This is a genomic window from Micromonospora sp. WMMD737 (genome assembly GCF_049179055.1).
Taxonomy (GTDB): Bacteria; Actinomycetota; Actinomycetes; order Mycobacteriales; family Micromonosporaceae; genus Micromonospora; species Micromonospora reichwaldensis.
In genome coordinates this window covers 3,640,084-3,658,781 of the sequence record NZ_JBMHMH010000001.1, presented here as the reverse complement: position 1 = coordinate 3,658,781, position 18,698 = coordinate 3,640,084, and the positions used below count along the sequence as shown (strand labels likewise).

The window sequence follows — 18,698 nt, the reverse complement described above, 5'->3', positions numbered from 1 at the left end:
CGCTTGGCAAGCGTGAGCCCCCGTCGCAACCGACCCCGCCGCGATGACGCCGTGCACCTCGACTCCGACCGGGCCCGGCAGGGCGTCGCCTCGGTGCAGCAGTGGCGCGACGGCGACTGGCAGGTACGCGGCATCAGCGGCGGCGCCTCCACCAAGACGTACCGCTGTCCGGGCTGTGACCAGGAGATCCGGCCCGGGGTGGCGCACCTGGTGGCGTGGCCGGCGGACGGGCGGGGCGACCTGACCGACCGGCGGCACTGGCACAGCGGGTGCTGGCGGGCCCGGGACCGGCGCGGGCCGGTCGTCCAGCGCGGTCGCGGTGCTCCCCGCTACGGCTGAGCGATCTGGATCACGCTGTTTCCGCCCCGCCCGGCGGTTCCCGGCCGCACCGGCGAGACTGGTGGGGTGAGCACACCGATCCGCGCGTCCTCCATCCTGCCCGGGCACCGCGAGGACATCGAGCTGCACACCGCGGACGGTCTGCGGCTGGTCGGCGAGTTGGCCCGTCCGCTGGACCGTGACCCGGTGGGCACCCTCGTCTGCCTGCACCCGCTGCCGACGCACGGCGGGATGATGGACAGCCACGTGTTCCGCAAGGCGGCGTGGCGGCTGCCGGCCCTGGCCGACCTGGCGGTGCTCCGCTTCAACACGCGGGGGACCACCAGCCTGCGCGGCACCAGCGAGGGGGCCTTCGACAACGCGGTCGGGGAGCGCTTCGACGTCGCCGCCGCCATCGAGTACGCCGAGTTCCACGAGCTGCCGAACGTCTGGCTGCTCGGTTGGTCGTTCGGCACGGACCTGACCCTCAAGTACGGCTGCGACCCGGCCGTCGTCGGGGCGATCCTGCTCTCCCCGCCGCTGCGCTTCTCCGCCCCGGCCGACCTGGAACACTGGACGGAGTCCGGCAAGCCGCTGACCGCGCTGGTGCCCGAGTTCGACGACTACCTGCGCCCCGACGAGGCCCGGGAGCGCTTCGCGCCGGTGCCGCAGGCCGAGGTGGTCGGGGTGCCCGGGGCGAAGCACCTCTGGGTCGGCGACGCCGAGACCGTGCTGGACGAGGTGGTCCGCCGGGTCAACCCGGCCGCCGCCGTGCCGCTGCCGACCACCTGGGACGGCCCGATGGAGACCGGCGACGTCAGCGCGTACGCCGACCGCACGGTGGCCTCCTTCGCGGACCGCCCGGTGCCCGGCCCGCCCGCCGGCCAGGCCGGCTGACCCACCCTCCCGTCGCGGCCCGGCCGGCCGGTCCACCCGTGGCCGACCGGGCGGGGGTTGGGGTCAGCGGGACTCCTGCCGGGGCAGGACCACCTCCCGCAGGATGAGCTGGAGCGCGGCCACCGCCGGGATCGCGATCAGCGCGCCCACCACGCCCAGCAGGGAGACCCCGAGCAGGGCCGCCACCAGGGCGGCCACCTCGTTGACCGACACCGACCGGCGCATGATCTTGGGATAGATCAGGTAGTTTTCCACCTGCTGGTAGATCAGGAAGAACACCGCACAGGCGATGCCGACCGGCAGGTCCGTGGCGAACCCGACCAGGCTGACGATCACCGCGCCGAGGGTCGCGCCGATCTGCGGGATGAGGTCCGTCACCGCGACCACCACGGCCAGCGCGAACGGGTACGGCAGGCCGACGATCAGCGCGAAGACGAACGTGGACACCCCGGCCAGCACCGCGATGCTGAGCGCGCCCACCATGTACGCGCCCACCTTGGTGAGGATCTCGTCCCCGATCAGCCGTACCCGCTCCCGGCGCGAGCGGGGCACCAGCGAGTAGCCCAGGTCGCGGAGCCGGTCGAAGTAGGCCAGGAAGTAGATGGTCAGCACCAGCACGGTCAGCCCCCGGAAGACCGTGCCGAAGATCAGTTGGGCGCCGCCGAGCACCCCGCCGAGGGCCTGACCGACCGTGTCCGCGTTCGCCGCGCTCTGCACCCGCTCCATCAGGTCGTACCGCTCCACCAGGTCGTTGACCGTCTCGTTGCGGCGCAACGACTCCAGGTAGCTCGGCAGCTGCTCTATGAACTGCCCGGTCTGCGTGACGATCGGCGGCACCAGGGCGAACAGGCCACCGCAGAGCAGCAGCACGACCGTCAGCGCGACCACCGCCACGGCGAGCCCGTGCGGCAGCCCCCAGGACCGCAACCGGACCACCGCGGGGTGCAGGCCGACGGCAAGGAAGAGCGCGATGACCACCAGGACCAGGATGCCGGCCGCGTTGCGCAGGCCCAGATAGAGGGCGTACGCGAGCAGCACCCCGGCCGCGCCGGTGAAGCCGACCAGGAAGCTGCTGCGCTTCAGCGGCCGCCCCGGCGTACCGAACCGGCTCGACCCGTTCCCCGCCGGCTCGCCGTCGTCCGACGTGCCGGTCGTGCTCGTCGTGTCTCTCGTGCCCGCCGTGCCTGTCGTCCGGTCGGCGTGTTCGGGCGCGGTGGCGTGCTCCGGCTTCCGGTTCCTGTCGCCCGGTGCCGGGGCGCGGTCGGGCTCCCGGTCGCCGCTCGACGCCATCGGTCCGTCGTCCGCCATCGGACCTCCCTGGATCGATACCCGTGGGACGGCCCGACCACGGCTCACGTCGGCGGATCCCACCCGGGAGCGTACGCCGCAGGCCCGACCGTGCCACCCGCCCGAGCCGTACCACCCGCCCGCGCCGTACCACCCACTCGGGCGGTGCCACTCGACCCGGCTGTGCCACCGGGACCAGCCAACGCCACCTCTCTGCGCACCCTCTGGGTGCGGGCAGGACCGAAGTCCTGAGATCTTGGTACGGCACGGCCCCTATAGGGGCCCGATCCTTCCAAGATCCGCCCGATGGTCCGGGTCGTCGGGCGGTGGAGCGGTCCGAGGGTCAGTCCTTCTCGACGACGACCTTGCTCGGCTTGGCGCTGCGCTCGTCGGTGGTCGGCTTCGCCGGGCGCTTACCGTTCTCGCCGGTGCTGGTGATCTTCGTCGGGGTGGCGCCCCGACCTCCCTCGCCAGGCATCGCCGCCACGGTCGGCTCCCCGTCCACGCCGGCGCTGGCCGTACCCCCGTCGACGGTGGTGACGGTGGCCTTGCCGTTGGCCGGCTGCCCGGCGTCGGCCGGCTCGATCCGGCCCTTGGCCGGCTGCCCGGCGTCCTCCGGCTCCACCTTGCCGGCGGCGGGCTTCCCGTCCGAGGAGGACAGGGCCGCATCCGCCTTGGCCGCTTCCGTCGGGGCCGTGCCCGATCCCGCCGTGGTTGCACCCGCGCCCGCCGGGGTCCTGTCCACCTTGTCCGTGCCCGCGCCGATCGGGGTCGTGCCCGCGCCCGCCGGGGTCTTGTCGGCCGGGGGCTTGTCCGTGTCGGGGCGGGGCCTGCCGCCGTTCGCCGTGGCCGGCTTGCCGTCCGCCACCACCGGGGCGGCGGCACCGTCCGTCCCGCCCGGCCGGTCGGCCGCGGCGAGCCGACCCAACCGCAGCTCCGCCACCTGCCGCTGGAGCTCGTCGGACTCCTGCCGGGACTTCCAGGTCTCCTGCCGCAGGTCGGCCAGCTCCTGCTGGGCCTGGGCGATCTCCAGCATCACCTGGGCGAGCTGCTGACGGCTGGCGGCGGCCTCCTGCTGCGTGGCGGCGAGGTGCTGCTGGGTGGTGGCGAGGTGCTGCTGCGTCGTGGCCGCGTACTCCTCGAACTGCCGCCGCGACGTCGCGACGTGCTCGTCGGCCTTGCGGCGCTTGTCGGCCGCCTCCGACTCGGCCCGGCCGAGCAGCGCCGCGGCCTCCTCCTCGGCCTGCCGGCGCATCGTCAGCGCGTCCTGCTCGGCGGCCTGGCGCACGGCGGCGGCACCCTGCTCGATCTCGTTCTTCCGGGCGGTGTACTCCGCCTCCAGCGCGGCGCGGCGCGACTCGAACCCGGACTCCAGCTCGTCGTGCCGGCTCGTGTGCTGCTTCTCCAGCTCGGCGAGCCGGGTCTTGTACTGCTTCTCCAGCTCGTCGCGGCGCTTGGTGAACTCCTGCTCGGCCGCCGCGCGGCGCTGGGTCAGCTCGCGGTCCGCGGCCTCGCGCCGGCTGTTGACCTCCTGCTCGACCCCGGCCCGCCAGGCGCCCAGCTCCTGCTGCGTCTGGGCCCGGGCGTGCTGCACGTACGCCTCGGTCTCGGTGCGCATCCGCTGCACGTACGCCTCGGTCTCGGCGCGGTTGCGCTTGGCCGTCTCGGCCGCCTGGGTGGTGAGCCGCTCGGCCTCCTGGCGGGCCTTCTCGCGGGTGGCCCGGCCGGCGCTCGCGGCGTCGTCGATGATCTGCTTGGCGTCCCGCTGCGCCTTGGCGTGGGTGGCCCGGCCCGCCTCGGTGGCCTGGTCGACCAGGCGCTTGGACTCCTGCTGGGCCTTGGCGTGCACCTCCTTGGCGGCCTCCCGCAGCTGGGTGGCCTCCTGCTGGGCCTTGGCGTGCGCCTCCTTGGCGGCCTCGCGCAGCCTGGTCGCCTCCTGCTGGGCCCGCTGGTGGATCTCCTTGGCCGCGTCGCGCAGCTGGGTGGCCTCCTGCTGGGCCTTCGCGAGCGCCTCCTGGGCGGCCTTGCGCAGCCGGGCGGCCTCGTCCTTGGCGGTCCGGACGGCGGCGTCCGCCTCGGCCCTGCGGGCCGCGGTGTGCCGCTCCTCCTCCGTCCGGCGGGCGGCCAGCGCGATCTCGAAGTCCTTGAGGGCGGTGGCGGCCTGCTCGCGGGCCTCGTCGACGATGTGCTCCGCGGCGGCCCGGCGAGCCTCGATCTCCTCGTTGGCGGAGGCCAGGATCGCGTCGGCCTGCTCCTCGGCGATGGTGAGGATCTGTTCCACCCGGGGGCCCAGGTGCCGGTAGGAGACGTTCTCCAGCGCCCCGGACGACTTGCGCGCCTGGGCGAGGTCGCGTTGGAGCACCTCGACCTGGCCGGCCAGCTTGTGGATCTGTGTGTAGGCCTGTTCCCGCTCGGCCGCCAGGGCCGCGATCTCGTGCTCCGCGCGAGCGACGTACCGGTCGACCTGTCGTTTCTCGTACCCCCGCAGAGCGGACTCGAAGCTGGGCTCCGTGGTCACATCCCCGCCGAGAGCGAACAGTTCCTCGCCGTGCGACATGCCCCCATCCTCACACGGCTCCAGTCCGGCTGGGGCGATACGGACGCCCCGGATAGGACCTACTTCACTGCCGACACGCCCGGGCAATTCGGTTGGCGGGAAAAAGCGTACGGCGCGGGGCGCACCGGTCACCCGGTGTCACCCCGCGCCGTGGAAATCATGCCCCGGTCGGGTGGGTCGGTCGGGTCAGTTGGCGGTCTCCGCGGCCACCCGCTCGTCGGCGTTGTCGGCCTTCTTCGCCTCCGGCTTGGCCGGCGCGGCCGGCACGCCCGGCACGCCCGGCACGATGCCGGCGAGGCCGGAGAGCATCTGGCCGAGCTGCGAGGTGACGGCGTCCTTCTGCCGGGTGAGGTCCTCGACCTCGCGGCGGGCCGCCTGGGTGGTCAGCTCGGCCTCGGTGCGCGCCTCGGTGAGCAGGCGCTTCGACTCGGCCTTCGCCTCGGTGAGGGTCTTGTCGGCCAGCGCCTTGGCCTTGTCGACCGTCTCGTTGGCGGTGCGCTCCGACTCGACCCGGCGGGCCTCGGCGCGCTGCTCGATCTCCTTGGCCCGCTCCTGCGCGGCGTGGGCCCGCTGCTCGGCCTCGCTGACCAGCTTCTGGGTCTGGGCCACCTGCGCGGCGTGCCGCTCGGACTCCTCGCGCTCGGCCTTCTCCCGGCGCTCGGCCAGCTGGAGCTCCAGGGCCTGGAGGTCCTTGTCGCGCTTGTCGCGGGCGTCGGTGAGCAGCTTGGTCGCCTCGGCGCGCTTCTCCTCGGCCTCGCGGGCCGCCTTCGCCCGCTGCTGGGTGATCTCCCGCTCGGCGGTGGCCCGCAGGGTGGCGACCTCGCGCTCGACGGTGGACTTCAGCTCGGCGACCTCGTGGGCGGTGACCGTGCGCAGCTGCTTGGTCTCCCGGTCGGCGTCGGCGCGCAGCGTGTCGGCCTCGCGCCGGGCCTGGACGCGGACCTCGGCGGCCTCGCGCTCGGCGGCGGTACGGACGCTGCCCGCCTCCCGCTCGGCGTTGGCCTTCATGGCCGCCGCCTCGGCGCGCGCCTTGTCGGTGATCTCGCGCGCCTCGAGGCGGGCGGCGGAGAGGATGCCCTCCGACTCGCGCTTGGCCTCGTTGCGGTGGTCGTTGGCCTGCTCCTCGGCCAGCCGCAGGATCTGCTCGACGCGGGTGCCGAGGCCGGAGAGGGTGGGCCGGCTGTTCTCCTCGAGCTGCTTGTTGGTGTCGGCGAGCTTCTGCTCCAGCGCGCTCATCCGCTGCTCGGCCTGGCGGAGCCGTCGCTGGGCGTCGTTCATCCGCTGCTCGGCCTCGGCGCGGGCCTGCTCGGACTGGGTCAGCGCGGCCGTCATCCGGCCGATGAAGTCATCGACCTGGTGGGTGTTGTAGCCGCGCAGGCCAACGGTGAAATCGGGCTGCGAGTTCGCGTTATCGAAGAACGCAAGAGGGGAGGACTGCTGGGGCATTGGGACATACTCGCAGACCCCCCAGGGTGCTTCGCAAGAGCGGTGCCGAGCTTTCGTGTCCTCATTACATGGTCAACTGCGGGTCCGCCGAGGACCGGGCAGATCGCCGATCTTGGCAGGTCCCGGGCGGGTCGGACGGCACGGAGCGTGACAGGGGAGAGGGCACGGAGCGTGACATGGAAAAGGGCCGCGGGAGTGCCCCGCGGCCCTTTGTCGCGCCATGGTCGGCATCGCTCGAATGAGCGTCCGACACTAGGCGGAAAGGCAATCGCCGTTCACCGCAATGGTCGACGGCGCCTCGTCCCTCGGGTCAGTGGCCGCGGAACCGGTTGATCGCGTCCTCGTGCCGGGAGCGCAGCTCGCGGTCGCGTACGCCGAGGCCGTCCGTCGGGGCCAGGCAGCGGACGCCGACCTTGCCCTGGTGCGCGTTGCGGTGCACCTCGTACGCGGCCTGGCCGGTCTGCTCCAGCGCGTAGGTCTTCGACACGGTGGGGTGGACCTTGCCCAGGGCCACGAGCCGGTTGGCCTCCCACGCCTCGCGGTAGTTGGCGAAGTGGCTGCCGATGATCCGCTTCAGGTGCATCCAGAGGTAGCGGTTGTCGTACTGGTGCAGGTAGCCGCTGGTGGAGGCGCAGGTGACGATGGTGCCGCCCTTCTTGGCCACGTAGACGCTGGCGCCGAAGGTCTCCCGGCCGGGGTGCTCGAAGACGATGTCCGGGTCGTCGCCGCCGGTCAGCTCGCGGATGCGCTCGCCGAAGCGGCGCCACTCGTCCTGGTCCTGGGTCTGCTCGTCGGACCAGAAGCGGAAGCCCTCGGCGGTGCGGTCGATCACCAGCTCGGCGCCCATCTTCCGGCACAGCTCCGCCTTCTCCGGCGAGGAGACCACGCAGACCGGGATCGCGCCGCCGTTGAGCGCCATCTGGGTGGCGTAGCCGCCGAGGCCGCCGGAGGCGCCCCAGATCAGCACCACGTCGCCCTGCTTCATGTTCGCCCCGTGGTGCGACACCAGCTGCCGGTACGCCGTCGAGTTGACCAGCCCCGGGCTGGCCGCCTCCTCCCAGCTCAGGTGGCGCGGCTTGGGCATCAGCTGGTTGGCCTTGACCACGCACAGCTCGGCCAGGCCGCCGAAGTTGGTCTCGAAGCCCCAGATCCGCTGTTGCGGATCCAGCATGGTGTCGTCGTGCCCGGCCGCGTCCTCCAGCTCCACGGAGAGGCAGTGCGCGACGACCTCGTCGCCGGCCTTCCACTTCGTCACCCCGGGCCCGGTGCGCAGCACCACGCCGGCGGCGTCGGAGCCCACAACGTGGTACGGCAGGTCGTGCCGGCGGGTCAGCTCGGAGAGCCGGCCGTAGCGCTGGAGGAACTTGAAGGTCGGCAGCGGCTCGAAGATGCTGGTCCAGACCGTGTTGTAGTTGATCGCGCTCGCCATCACCGCGACCAGCGCCTCGCCCGGGCCCAGCTCCGGCGTCGGCACCTCCTGCACGTGCAGCGCCTTGCGTGGGTCCTTGTCCCGGGTGGCCAGGCCGTCGAACATCCGGGTCTCGTCGGCGCGCACCACCACGCCGCGGTACGTCTCGGGTACCGGTAGGCCGCCGATCCCGGCGAGCTCCCGTGCGGGTTGGTCGGATCCCTCCGCCGCCATGATCGCTTCGAGGATGTCCTGCACGTCGACCTCCCGTTCGTCCGCACCCCGCCCACGCGGGCCTGGGTGCTGCCATCGTCGGCGTCGGTGCGGGCCACCGCCATGTCGGCATCCGACACATCCGGTACCGGCCGCGCTCCTGTGGGGCGGGACGTTACTGAACAGTAGGTAGGGCCGGAAGTCCTCTGTGAAAAACTGCATTGGCCGATGCGTGGAGGTGCCCGGGCGGCGGCGGAACCACGCACCGGCGCGCTCGGCGGGGCCTCCGGCCCTCTCCCACCAGCCGGGGAGCGGCCCCCGGCCCCTCTTCCGCCAGCCGGGGAGTGGCCCCCGGCCCCCGCCCGGTCGGCGGGGGCCGGAGGCGGGGGATCAGTGCCCGGCGGCGGGCTCGACGAGTTCGACCAGCACCCCGCCGGCGTCCTTCGGGTGGACGAAGTTGACCCGCGAGTTGGCGGTGCCGCGCTTCGGGGTGTCGTAGAGCAGCTTCACGCCCCGCTCGCGCAGCTTCGCGCAGGCGGCGTCGATGTCCTCGACGGTGTACGCCACCTGCTGCACGCCCGGGCCCTTCTTGTCGAGGAACTTGGCGATGGTCGACTCCGGGGTCAGCGGGGCGAGCAACTGCACGCAGCCGCCCTCGGCGTCCGGGCCGACGGCCAGCATCGCCTCGCGTACGCCCTGCTCGGCGTTCACCTCGGTGTGCACGCAGCGCATCCCGAAGGTGCGCTGGTAGAAGTCGATCGCGGCGTCCAGGTCGGCGACGGCGACCCCGACGTGGTCGATGCGGCGCAGGCCGATGTCTGTGACATAGTCGGCAGCGGTCTCGACGGGGGAGTTCTCAGCCATGACGCTAGTCTGACCGAACAATCGTTAAGGCGTACAGGTCGGCACCCCCTCGGAGGCAGGCATGGCTTCGGTGATCGTCAGCGGCGCGCGGACCCCGATGGGGCGCCTGCTGGGCAACCTCAAGGACCTCCCCGCGACCAGGCTCGGCGGCATCGCGATCAAGGCGGCGCTCGAGCGGGCCGGCGTCGCCCCCGAGCAGGTCCAGTACGTGATCATGGGGCAGGTGCTCCAGGCCGGCGCCGGACAGATCCCGGCCCGCCAGGCGGCGGTCGAGGCCGGCATCCCGATGTCCGTGCCGGCGCTGACCGTCAACAAGGTCTGCCTCTCCGGCCTGGACGCGATCGCCCTGGCCGACCAGCTGATCCGCGCCGGCGAGTTCGACGTCGTCGTCGCTGGCGGCATGGAGTCCATGACCAACGCCCCGCACCTGCTGCTCGGCCAGCGCGGCGGCTACAAGTACGGCGACGTGGTGGTCAAGGACCACATGGCGCTCGACGGGCTGACCGACGCCTGGGACAGCTGCGCGATGGGGGAGTCCACCGAGCGGCACAACGGGCGGCACGGCATCACCCGCGAGGAGCAGGACGCGTTCGCCGCGACCAGCCACCAGCGGGCCGCCGCCGCGCAGAAGAACGGCCACTTCGCCGACGAGATCACCCCGGTGGTCATCCCGCAGCGCAAGGGCGACCCGCTGGTGATCAGCGAGGACGAGGGGATCCGCCCGGACACCACCGTCGAGTCGCTGGCGAAGCTGCGCCCGGCGTTCGCCAAGGACGGCACCATCACCGCCGGCAGCTCCTCGCCGATCTCCGACGGCGCCGCCGCGGTGGTCGTCATGAGCAAGGCCAAGGCCAAGGAGCTGGGGCTGACCTGGCTGGCCGAGATCGGCGCGCACGGCAACGTCGCCGGCCCGGACAACTCCCTGCACTCGCAGCCGTCCAACGCGATCCAGCACGCCCTCAAGAAGGGCGGGCTCGGCATCGAGGACCTGGACCTCATCGAGATCAACGAGGCGTTCGCCCAGGTGGGCATCCAGTCCACCCGTGACCTCGGGATCAGCCCGGACAAGGTCAACGTCAACGGCGGGGCGATCGCGCTGGGCCACCCGATCGGCATGTCCGGCGCCCGGCTGGTGCTCACCCTCGCGCTGGAGCTCAAGCGCCGGGGCGGCGGCACGGGCGCCGCGGCGCTCTGCGGCGGCGGCGGCCAGGGCGACGCCCTGATCATCCACGTCCCGGCCCCCGGCGAGAGCGGTCACTGACCGCCGGCCGGCCGATCCCGTAGAGGCAGCACAGTGAGCGAGATCGTCGACAACGTCCCGGCGGCCGGCGCACCCCCGGTGCGCCGCAGCCGGGACGTGCCGATGCTGGTCGAGCGGGCCCGCGCGGGCGATCCGCGCGCCGTGGCCCGGCTGATCACCCTGGTCGAGTCGGGCGACGAGACGTTGCCGCGGATCGCGGCGGCCCTCGCGCCGTACGCCGGCCAGGCCCAGGTGGTCGGGCTGACCGGCTCGCCCGGGGTGGGCAAGTCGACCACCACCAACGAGCTGGTCCGGGCGCTGCGCGCCCGCGGCCACCGGGTGGGCGTGCTGGCCATCGACCCGTCCAGCCCGTTCACCGGCGGGGCGATCCTCGGCGACCGGGTCCGGATGCAGGACCACGCCACCGACCCGGGCGTCTACATCCGGTCGATGTCGAGCCGGGGCCACCTGGGCGGGCTGTCCGCCGCCACGCCGCAGGCGGTGCGGGTGCTGGAGGGCGCCGGCTGCGACGTCGTGCTGGTGGAGACCGTGGGCGTCGGGCAGGCCGAGGTGGAGGTCGCCTCGCTGGCCGACACCACGCTGGTGCTGCTCGCCCCCGGCATGGGCGACGCGATCCAGGCGGTCAAGGCCGGCATCCTGGAGATCGCCGACGTCTTCGTGGTCAACAAGGCCGACCGGGACGGCGCCGACGCCACCTACCGCGACATCCAGGGCATGATCGCCCTGGGCGAGCGCGGCCCGGGCGACTGGCGGCCGCAGGTGGTGCGCGCGATCGCCTCCCGGGGCGAGGGGATCGACGACATCGCCGCCGCCGTCGACAAGCACCGCGCCTGGCTGGTCGAGCACGGCGAGCTGCGTCGCCGCCAGGAGGCGCGGGCCGCCGCCGAGGTCGAGGCGATCGCGCTGGGCGTGCTCCGCGCCCGGATCGGTTCCCTGCGCGACGGTACGGAGCTGCCGGCGCTCGCCGCGAAGGTGGCCGAGGGCGCCCTCGACCCGTACGCGGCGGCCGACGAACTGCTCTCCCAACTCGGCTCCTGAGGGGCCCGTCGAGCTAGTACGCTCGCACCGCTGCACGGTCGGCGTGGGGCGGTGCGCGGCGGAGTGGGGAGACGATGGGCGACGAGGCGACGCAGGAGCTGTCGGTGACGCCGGACGCGGTGCCGGGCGGGACGACGCTCGTCTCCGACGAGGTGGTGGAGAAGATCGCGGTGGCCGCCGCGCGGTCCGTGCCCGGGGTGGTCGAGCTGGGCGGCGACGTGGCCCGGTTCTTCAACGCGGTGCTCGACAAGGTCGGGCTCGACCAGGTCGGCGACGCCCGGCGCGGCTGCTCGGCCCACGTGACGAACGGCGCGGCGGTGGTCAACCTGGTCATCGTGATCGAGGCCGGCCGGGCGGTGCCGCAGGTGACCGCCGAGGTCCGGGCGCAGGTCGCCGGGGCGGTCGAGGCGTACGGGCTGCGGGTCGACGAGGTCAACATCAGGGTCGACGACGTGGCCCTGGGCGGTCCCGCCGCGCCCGTCGCGTGACGCGCCCGGCGGCCCAGGTTACCTGCCGGTACGAACTTACTTAGCGATCGTTCAGGTCTGGGCTCTACACTCGCAGTGCAGTCGAGGACTCGAGGAGGAGCCCCGCCGATGAACGCCGACGAGATCGCCGCCGGACGGGCGCGCTGGCAGGCCCGCTACGACGCCGCGCGCAAGCGGGACGCCGACTTCACCACGCTCTCCGGGATGCCCGTCGACCCGGTCTACGGGCCGCCGGAGGGCGTGGCCTACCCGGGCTTCGAGCGCATCGGCTGGCCGGGCGAGTACCCGTACACCCGGGGCCTCTACCCGACCGGCTACCGCGGGCGGACCTGGACGATCCGGCAGTTCGCCGGGTTCGGCAACGCCCAGCAGACCAACGAGCGCTACAAGATGATCCTGGGCGCCGGCGGCGGGGGCCTCTCCGTCGCCTTCGACATGCCCACGCTGATGGGCCGGGACTCCGACGACCCGCAGGCGCTCGGCGAGGTGGGCCACTGCGGCGTCGCCATCGACACCGCCGCCGACATGGAGACCCTCTTCGACGGCATCGACCTGGCCGGGGTCACCACGTCGATGACCATCTCCGGGCCGGCCGTGCCGGTGTTCTGCATGTACCTGGTGGCCGCCGAGCGGCAGGGCGCCGACCTGTCCACCCTGGACGGCACCTTGCAGACGGACATCTTCAAGGAGTACATCGCGCAGAAGGAGTGGCTCTTCGACCCGGAGCCGCACCTGCGCCTGATCGGCGACCTGATGGAGTACTGCGCCCGGGAGATCCCGCGCTACAAGCCGCTCTCGGTCTCCGGCTACCACATCCGCGAGGCCGGCTCGACCGCCGCGCAGGAGTTGGCGTACACCCTCGCCGACGGGTTCGGCTACGTCGAGCTGGGGCTCTCCCGGGGACTCGACGTCAACGTCTTCGCGCCCGGCCTGAGCTTCTTCTTCGACTCGCACGTCGACTTCTTCGAGGAGATCGCCAAGTTCCGGGCCGCCCGCCGCATCTGGGCCCGCTGGCTGCGCGACGTCTACGGCGCGACCAGTGAGAAGGCGCTCTGGCTGCGGTTCCACACGCAGACCGCCGGGGTGTCGCTGACCGCCCAGCAGCCGGTCAACAACGTGGTGCGTACCGCCGTGGAGGCGCTCGCGGCGGTGCTCGGCGGCACCAACTCGCTGCACACCAACGCCCTGGACGAGACCCTGGCGCTGCCCACCGACGAGTCCGCCGAGATCGCCCTGCGTACCCAGCAGGTGCTGATGGAGGAGACCGGGGTGACCAACGTGGCGGACCCGCTGGGCGGGTCCTGGTACGTCGAGGCGCTCACCGACAAGATCGAGGCCGAGGCGGAGGAGATCTTCGCCCGGATCCGGCAGCTCGGCGGGGAGGGTCCGCACCGGATCGGCCCGATGACCTCCGGCATCCTGCGCGGCATCGAGGACGGCTGGTTCACCGGCCACATCGCCGAGTCCGCCTTCGTCTACCAGCAGGCGCTGGAGAAGGGCGACAAGCGGATCGTCGGGGTCAACTGCCACACCGGCACGGTCGCCAAGGACCTGGAGATCCTGCGCATCTCGCACGAGGTGGAGCTGGAGCAGCGCCGGGTGCTGGCCGAGCGGAAGGCCGGCCGCGACGACGCCGCCGTCAAGGCCGCCATCGAGCGGATGGTCGCCGTCGGCCGGACCGACGGCAACATGATCCCGGCCATGCTGGACGCCGTCCGCGCGGAGGCCACCCTCGGCGAGATCTGCGACGCCCTGCGCGCCGAGTGGGGCGTCTACCGCGAACCCGCCCGCTTCTGACCCCGTCCCCACCTCGCGATCCCGCTCCACCGCGATCCCGCACCCCGTGTCCCGGCAGCCGCCGGGCAGGCCTCGTACCGGGGACCGGAGGTGCGGGATCGCGCCGTGCCGGGCGGGAGGTCGGGCAGGGACGCGGGACGGGGTGGGGAAGGGCGGGAGCAGCCGTGACAGTCGCAACTGTCGCCGTCGCGGTTGATCTGAGTTCCGTGGGTCGCGTGCGAGACTAGGTAACCATGAGCGACCCACGGATCACCTCGTCGATCTTCACCCGCGGCGCGGTCGACCTCAGCGCGCTGCGCACCCCCGCACCGGCCCCTGCCCGCCCGGCCACCCCGGCCCAGTCCGCCCCCTCCGGCGATTTCCCCGGCGCCGCCGGTGGCGGCGTCGCCGTCATCGACGTGAGCGAGGCGACATTCCAGTCCGAGGTTCTCGAGCGCTCGCTCACCACACCGGTGATCGTGGACTTCTGGGCCGAGTGGTGCGAGCCGTGCAAGCAGCTGAGCCCCGTGCTGGAGCGGCTGGCCGCCGAGGGCGGCGGCGCCTGGGTGCTCGCCAAGGTCGACGTGGACGCCAACCCCCGGATCGCCCAGATGTTCCGGGTGCAGGGCATCCCGATGGTCTACGCGGTGGTCGGCGGCCAGCCGATCGACGCCTTCTCCGGCGTGGTGCCCGAGGCACAGCTGCGGCAGTGGATCCAGGCGGTGCTCAAGGCCGGTGGCGTGAGTGTCGCCGAGCCGGAGGACCCGCGCCTCGACGAGGCCGACGACGCCCTGATGAGCGGCGATCTCGACGCGGCCGAGCAGGCGTACCGCAAGATCCTCGCGGAGTCGCCCGCGGACGCCGCGGCGGAGGCGGGCCTCGCCCAGGTCGGGCTCGCCCGCCGGGTTGCCGGGGCCGACCCGGGCGCGGCCGTCGCCGCCGCCCAGGCGAACCCCGACGACGTCGAGGCCCAGCTCCTGGCCGCCGACATCGAGGTGCTCAGCGGTCAGGCCGAGGCGGCGTACGCCCGCCTGGTGGGCCTGGTCCGTCGCACCGCCGGTGAGGAGCGGGAGAAGGTACGCCAGCACCTGGTCAGCCTCTTCACGGTCGCCGGGCCGGAGGATCCCGCGGTCGCCGCGGCGCGCCGGGCCCTGGCCAGCGCCCTGTTCTGAGCACCACGCCCTGCTTGTGAGTACGTAGCACGCCAGCGCGGGCCGGCGTTCCGGCCGGCCCGCCCGACACCTCGAGGACGGGAGCCCATGATGCGCCGGATCGCCGTCCTCGACGCGCCCAGCAACCTCGGCCTGCGCCCACCCACGTCCACCTCGGTCCCTGGCTGCGGCAAGGCCCCGGGCGCGCTGCGCGACCAGGGGCTGCTCGCCCGGCTGCGGGCCCGCGACGCGGGCTGCCTCACCGCGCCCCGCTACGACCCCGGCGACTGGCGACCGGGCGACGGGGTCTGCCACGCCCGCGAGATCGCCGACTACTCGGTGGCGCTCGCGGAGCGGATCGGCGCCATCATCGACCGCAGCGAGTTCCCGCTGGTGCTCGGCGGCGACTGCTCCATCCTGCTCGGCTCGGCACTGGCCATGCACCGGCTCGGCGAGGCGGTCGGCGGGCGCATCGGGCTGGTCTTCGTCGACGGCCACTCCGACTTCCGGCACCCCGGCAACGCCTCCTACGTGGGCGCGGCGGCCGGCGAGGACCTCGCGCTGGTCACCGGGCGGGGGCAGGCCGACCTGGCCGCCATCGAGGGGCGCCGGCCGTACTTCCGGGACATCGACGTGGTGGTGCTCGGCATCCGGGCGCAGGACGAGTACCGCCTCGACCTCCAGGCCGCCGGGATCACCACCCGGCCGGTGCCGGCGCTGCGCGCCGAGGGCGCCGCGCGTACGGCACAGTGGGCGCACGAGCAGCTCGCCGACTGCGCCGGCTACTGGGTGCACATCGACGTGGACGTGCTGGACCCGGCCGTGATGCCGGCGGTCGACGCCCCCGACCCGGGCGGGATCGCCTTCGCCGAGCTGGAGATCCTGCTCGCCGGCCTCGTCGACACCCCGCACTGCCTCGGCGTCGAGCTGACCGTCTTCGACCCCGACTACGACCCGGACGGCGCGTACGCGGCCGAGATCGTCAACACCGTGGTGGCCGGGCTGCGCCCGGTCTCGGCGCCGACGGCTTCGCCGCCCCGACTGCTGCCGGGCCCGTCTGCGTCCGCCGCCCCGCCCGCGCCGTCACGCTCTGCCGCCCCCACCAGGCCCTCCGCCCCCACCACGCCGTCGGCGTCCGCCCCGGCGCTCGTTGCCGCCCCCGTTGCACGCAGCGACGGCGACGACCGGCACCCGGGCGGCGCCGGGGAGCGTGCCGAGGACGTTCCGCCAACCCCGCTCCGGCCGCTCGGGCCGGTGGCCCCGGCTGCCGCCGCCTCCGACGGTCCCGCCGAGCCGGAACCCGTCGGCCCGCCCGCCTCGGCAGGCCCGGGCCTGCTGCGCCGGGCACCGCTCGCGGGCCTGGACCCGGGCGACCCGCTGCCCGCGCCCGAGGACGGCACCTCGCCATCCGCCGCCGGTATCGCCTGACCTCCTGTCGAGCTGCCCCATCTGTGCGTCCACCTGCGGTCCCGCCGCGCCGGGACGGCTGACCGCACGTGCCCGGTTCAGGGCGAGGCGAGGCGGCTGGTGGCACGCGAGGTGACGAGTGGAACGTCAAGGGTGTCACCGGAGGTCTTTGACACCCATGACGTTCCACCGGTGGATCGCCGGACGTGCGCTCGGCTGCGTCGGCGCCTGCCTCGTCGGTAGGGGCAGCTCCACAGCGTCGCTCCGGTTGCGCGGGGAACGCCCGCCACCCAGTGGTGATCAGGACGCCATGGACGTCAAAACCGCCGGCCTCGGCACGGGCGCCGGCCTCGGCACCGAGGCCGGTGAGGTTGGTCAGCGGGAGAGGGCGCGGAGGAAGCGTTCGGCGGCGGGGACGGCGGTGGCGGTGCTGGCTCCGCCCTTTTCGACGAAGACCGCGAACGCGACGTCGCCCTGCCAGCCGACGAACCAGGCGTGCGTGTGCGCCGGGTTGTCGTCGTATTCGGCGGTGCCCGTCTTGCCGTGCACCGGCGCGCCCGGCACGTCCCGCAGCGCGCTGCCGGAGCCGGCCGTGACCACCTCCCGCATCATCGCCCGGACCCCCTCGACCGACTCCGGCTTGAGCTGCGGGCCGGGGGCGGCGGGCTGGGCCGGGGCGGGGTCGAGGACCAGCTTCGGCTGCTCGAACCGGCCCCGGGCGACCGCCGCGGTGGCCGACGCCATGGCCAGCGGGCTGACCAGCGTGGTGCCCTGGCCGATGGCGGCGGCGGCCTGCTCGGTCGCCCCGCCGTTCGCCGAGACCTTGCCGGTGAAGGCGTCGAGGCCGACGTCCCACTGCCCCTCCAGCCCGAGGGAACGACCGGTCACGGCCAGCCCGTCGGGGCCGAGCTTCGGCGCCAGCGCGGCGAACGCGGTGTTGCAGGACTTGGCGAAGTCGGTGCGGAAGGGCACCGGCCCCAGCACGAAGTTGTCGGAGTTCTTGAACGGCTTGCCGTCGACCGTGAACGTCTTCGGGCAGTCCACCGTCGCGGCCGGCGTGACCGCGCCCCGGTCGAGCAGGCCGAGCGCGCTGACCATCTTGAAGGTGGAGCCCGGCGGGACCTGGGCGGTGAAGGCCAGGTTCTCCCCGGCAGCGCCGGGACCGTTGGCTGCGGCGAGCACCGCGCCGTCGCTGATCCGCACCGCCACCAGCGCCGCCCGGCGCTTCTCGCCGCGCAGGGCGGTGTCGGCCGCGTTCTGGGTGGCGACGTCGAGCGTGGTCCTGACCGGCTGCCCCGGCTTCGGCTCGCTGCGGAACACCTCGGTGCCGGTGGGCACCAGCGTGCCGTCCGGGCCGGGGCGCTCGGTGATCACGGTCAGCCCAGCCGCGCCGCGTAGCCGCTCGTCGTGGCGGCCCTGGAGGCCCCCGTGACCCACCAGGTCGCCGGCCTGGTAGCGGTCGGGGTGCTGGGCGAGGTCGTCGGCCTGGGCCGGGTCGACGGAGCCGAGCACCGCCCGGGCGAACTCGCGGGTGGGAGCCAGGTCGAGCTTGTCGCTGCGGAACTTGGTGCCCGGCAGGTCGTAGATGCGTTGTTTGATCTGCCGGTACGCCTCCTCGCGCAGGGTCACCACCTCGACGAACGCGCCCGGATCCGCGTCGTCGAGCCGCTTGCGCAGCCCGGAGAGGTCCACCGGCGGGGTGATCGCCGGTCGGATCGCCCGGAAGGCCGCGTCCAGCCTCCGGGTCAGGCCGGGGAGGTCGGTGACCTCGCCCGGTTGGAGCCCGACCCGCACCACGGGTCGGGGCGCCACGATCGGCTGGCCGGCGGCGTCGAGCACCGCGGCCCGGGTGGCGGTGTCGCGGCGCAGCCCGAGCCGGTCGCCCCGGGTGAGCTGCTCCTGCACCAGCTGCGGCTCCCAGATCACCCGCCACTCGTCGCCGCCGCGGGTGAGCCGCACCGGACGCTCGTACGCCCAACGGGTCCCGCCCGGGAGGGCCCAGTCGACCTTGACCACCGCGGTCGCGACGTCCTTGGTCACCTTCGCCTCGCCCCGGCGGGTCAGCGTCGGCGGCGTGGTCGCCAGCTCGCCGGAGAGCTCCTTGAGCTCGCGGGCGACGTCGGCCGCCGGCACCTTGGCGCCGGTCGGGTCGACGAAGCCGACGGCCTGGAGGTCGCCCGAGCGCCAGCCGGACAGGAACGCGTCGACGCTGCGCTCCGGTCCGTCACCGCCCGAGCACGCGGTGAGGGCGCCGGCTGCGAGCGCGGTCGCGGCGAGCAGCGCCAGCGGCGGGCGGAGCCGGTTGCGGCGGGGGCGGCGGGGGTACGACAGGCGCATGGAAGCGGATCTCCGATCTCGGAACTGCCCTGCACGCTAGTACGGCGGCGCCGTCCGTACCGTCCCCCCGCACCGGGACGTGCGGAAAGAGAGCCGCTGCCCGGGTGATGAACGACTGGTGGCGGGGTACTCCTGAACCGGCCAACCTCGTACCCGCAACGGGTGAAAGGACGAAGTCCGGAACCGGACGTCCGCACTGTGGTCCGCCGAGCAAGGGGCGGAACGGCAGGGCCTAGGCTGGGCGGCAGAG

The 18,698-nt window shown here is 73.6% G+C and carries 14 protein-coding genes; 8 read left to right on the top strand and 6 right to left on the bottom strand.

Annotation, left to right across the window (positions count from 1 at the left end):
* Positions 1-51: 51 nt before the first annotated feature.
* Complete coding sequence (locus tag ACN27A_RS15685; RefSeq protein ID WP_421458481.1) at positions 52-339, top strand: hypothetical protein; 288 nt, start codon at positions 52-54, stop codon at positions 337-339.
* 66 nt (positions 340-405) lie between these two features.
* On the top strand, positions 406-1,215 hold the full coding sequence (locus tag ACN27A_RS15680) for an alpha/beta hydrolase (protein WP_421454021.1): 810 nt from the start codon (positions 406-408) through the stop codon (positions 1,213-1,215).
* A gap of 63 nt (positions 1,216-1,278) precedes the next feature.
* Here ACN27A_RS15680 and ACN27A_RS15675 read toward each other — a convergent pair whose 3' ends face one another.
* From ACN27A_RS15675 to mce, 5 genes are all read right to left on the bottom strand, one after another.
* A complete protein-coding gene (locus ACN27A_RS15675) occupies positions 1,279-2,523 on the bottom strand; it encodes an AI-2E family transporter (protein ID WP_421454018.1) in 1,245 nt (414 codons plus the stop codon).
* A 322-nt stretch (positions 2,524-2,845) separates the two neighbouring features.
* Positions 2,846-5,059 (bottom strand): hypothetical protein, encoded by a 2,214-nt coding sequence (locus tag ACN27A_RS15670; RefSeq protein WP_421454015.1) that lies wholly within the window; start codon positions 5,057-5,059, stop codon positions 2,846-2,848.
* A 186-nt stretch (positions 5,060-5,245) separates the two neighbouring features.
* A complete protein-coding gene (locus ACN27A_RS15665) occupies positions 5,246-6,505 on the bottom strand; it encodes a cell division protein DivIVA (protein ID WP_421454012.1) in 1,260 nt (419 codons plus the stop codon).
* Positions 6,506-6,815: 310 nt separating this feature from the next.
* On the bottom strand, positions 6,816-8,171 hold the full coding sequence (ccrA, locus tag ACN27A_RS15660) for a crotonyl-CoA carboxylase/reductase (protein ID WP_421454009.1): 1,356 nt from the start codon (positions 8,169-8,171) through the stop codon (positions 6,816-6,818).
* A 345-nt stretch (positions 8,172-8,516) separates the two neighbouring features.
* Complete coding sequence (mce, locus tag ACN27A_RS15655; protein ID WP_121399562.1) at positions 8,517-8,990, bottom strand: methylmalonyl-CoA epimerase; 474 nt, start codon at positions 8,988-8,990, stop codon at positions 8,517-8,519.
* Positions 8,991-9,051: 61 nt separating this feature from the next.
* On the opposite strand from mce, the gene ACN27A_RS15650 reads away from it, so the two are divergent.
* The 6 genes from ACN27A_RS15650 to ACN27A_RS15625 all read left to right on the top strand — a co-directional run bounded on the left by ACN27A_RS15650 (position 9,052) and on the right by ACN27A_RS15625 (position 16,132).
* The gene (locus ACN27A_RS15650) at positions 9,052-10,251 is read left to right on the top strand and encodes an acetyl-CoA C-acetyltransferase (protein ID WP_421454005.1); all 1,200 of its coding nucleotides are present in this window, start codon (positions 9,052-9,054) and stop codon (positions 10,249-10,251) included.
* A 102-nt stretch (positions 10,252-10,353) separates the two neighbouring features.
* On the top strand, positions 10,354-11,289 hold the full coding sequence (meaB, locus tag ACN27A_RS15645) for a methylmalonyl Co-A mutase-associated GTPase MeaB (RefSeq protein ID WP_421458480.1): 936 nt from the start codon (positions 10,354-10,356) through the stop codon (positions 11,287-11,289).
* 74 nt (positions 11,290-11,363) lie between these two features.
* Positions 11,364-11,777, top strand: coding sequence for an Asp23/Gls24 family envelope stress response protein (locus ACN27A_RS15640; protein WP_311412026.1), 414 nt, complete (start codon positions 11,364-11,366; stop codon positions 11,775-11,777).
* Positions 11,778-11,885: 108 nt separating this feature from the next.
* Positions 11,886-13,574: an acyl-CoA mutase large subunit family protein gene (locus ACN27A_RS15635; RefSeq protein WP_421454002.1), complete on the top strand. Its 1,689-nt coding sequence runs from the start codon at positions 11,886-11,888 to the stop codon at positions 13,572-13,574.
* 233 nt (positions 13,575-13,807) lie between these two features.
* Positions 13,808-14,725, top strand: a complete 918-nt coding sequence (locus ACN27A_RS15630) for a tetratricopeptide repeat protein (protein WP_421453999.1) — start codon at positions 13,808-13,810, stop codon at positions 14,723-14,725.
* Positions 14,726-14,812: 87 nt separating this feature from the next.
* Positions 14,813-16,132, top strand: coding sequence for an arginase family protein (locus ACN27A_RS15625; protein ID WP_421453997.1), 1,320 nt, complete (start codon positions 14,813-14,815; stop codon positions 16,130-16,132).
* A gap of 354 nt (positions 16,133-16,486) precedes the next feature.
* On the opposite strand, the gene ACN27A_RS15620 is transcribed toward ACN27A_RS15625, so the two are convergent.
* Entirely contained in the window at positions 16,487-18,448 is a 1,962-nt protein-coding gene (locus ACN27A_RS15620; RefSeq protein WP_421453994.1) for a penicillin-binding transpeptidase domain-containing protein, read from the bottom strand.
* Positions 18,449-18,698: the final 250 nt, after the last annotated feature.

What these genes read in the sequence shown, in the direction of transcription:
- ACN27A_RS15675 (WP_421454018.1), bottom strand. Translation starts at nt 2,523, where the DNA reads ATGGCGGACGACGGACCGATGGCGTCGAGCGGCGACCGGGAGCCCGAC.
- ACN27A_RS15670 (WP_421454015.1), bottom strand. Translation starts at nt 5,059, where the DNA reads ATGTCGCACGGCGAGGAACTGTTCGCTCTCGGCGGGGATGTGACCACG.
- ACN27A_RS15665 (WP_421454012.1), bottom strand. Translation starts at nt 6,505, where the DNA reads ATGCCCCAGCAGTCCTCCCCTCTTGCGTTCTTCGATAACGCGAACTCG.
- mce (WP_121399562.1), bottom strand. Translation starts at nt 8,990, where the DNA reads ATGGCTGAGAACTCCCCCGTCGAGACCGCTGCCGACTATGTCACAGAC.
- ACN27A_RS15650 (WP_421454005.1), top strand. Translation starts at nt 9,052, where the DNA reads ATGGCTTCGGTGATCGTCAGCGGCGCGCGGACCCCGATGGGGCGCCTG.
- meaB (WP_421458480.1), top strand. Translation starts at nt 10,354, where the DNA reads ATGCTGGTCGAGCGGGCCCGCGCGGGCGATCCGCGCGCCGTGGCCCGG.
- ACN27A_RS15640 (WP_311412026.1), top strand. Translation starts at nt 11,364, where the DNA reads ATGGGCGACGAGGCGACGCAGGAGCTGTCGGTGACGCCGGACGCGGTG.
- ACN27A_RS15635 (WP_421454002.1), top strand. Translation starts at nt 11,886, where the DNA reads ATGAACGCCGACGAGATCGCCGCCGGACGGGCGCGCTGGCAGGCCCGC.
- ACN27A_RS15630 (WP_421453999.1), top strand. Translation starts at nt 13,808, where the DNA reads ATGAGCGACCCACGGATCACCTCGTCGATCTTCACCCGCGGCGCGGTC.
- ACN27A_RS15625 (WP_421453997.1), top strand. Translation starts at nt 14,813, where the DNA reads ATGATGCGCCGGATCGCCGTCCTCGACGCGCCCAGCAACCTCGGCCTG.
- ACN27A_RS15620 (WP_421453994.1), bottom strand. Translation starts at nt 18,448, where the DNA reads ATGCGCCTGTCGTACCCCCGCCGCCCCCGCCGCAACCGGCTCCGCCCG.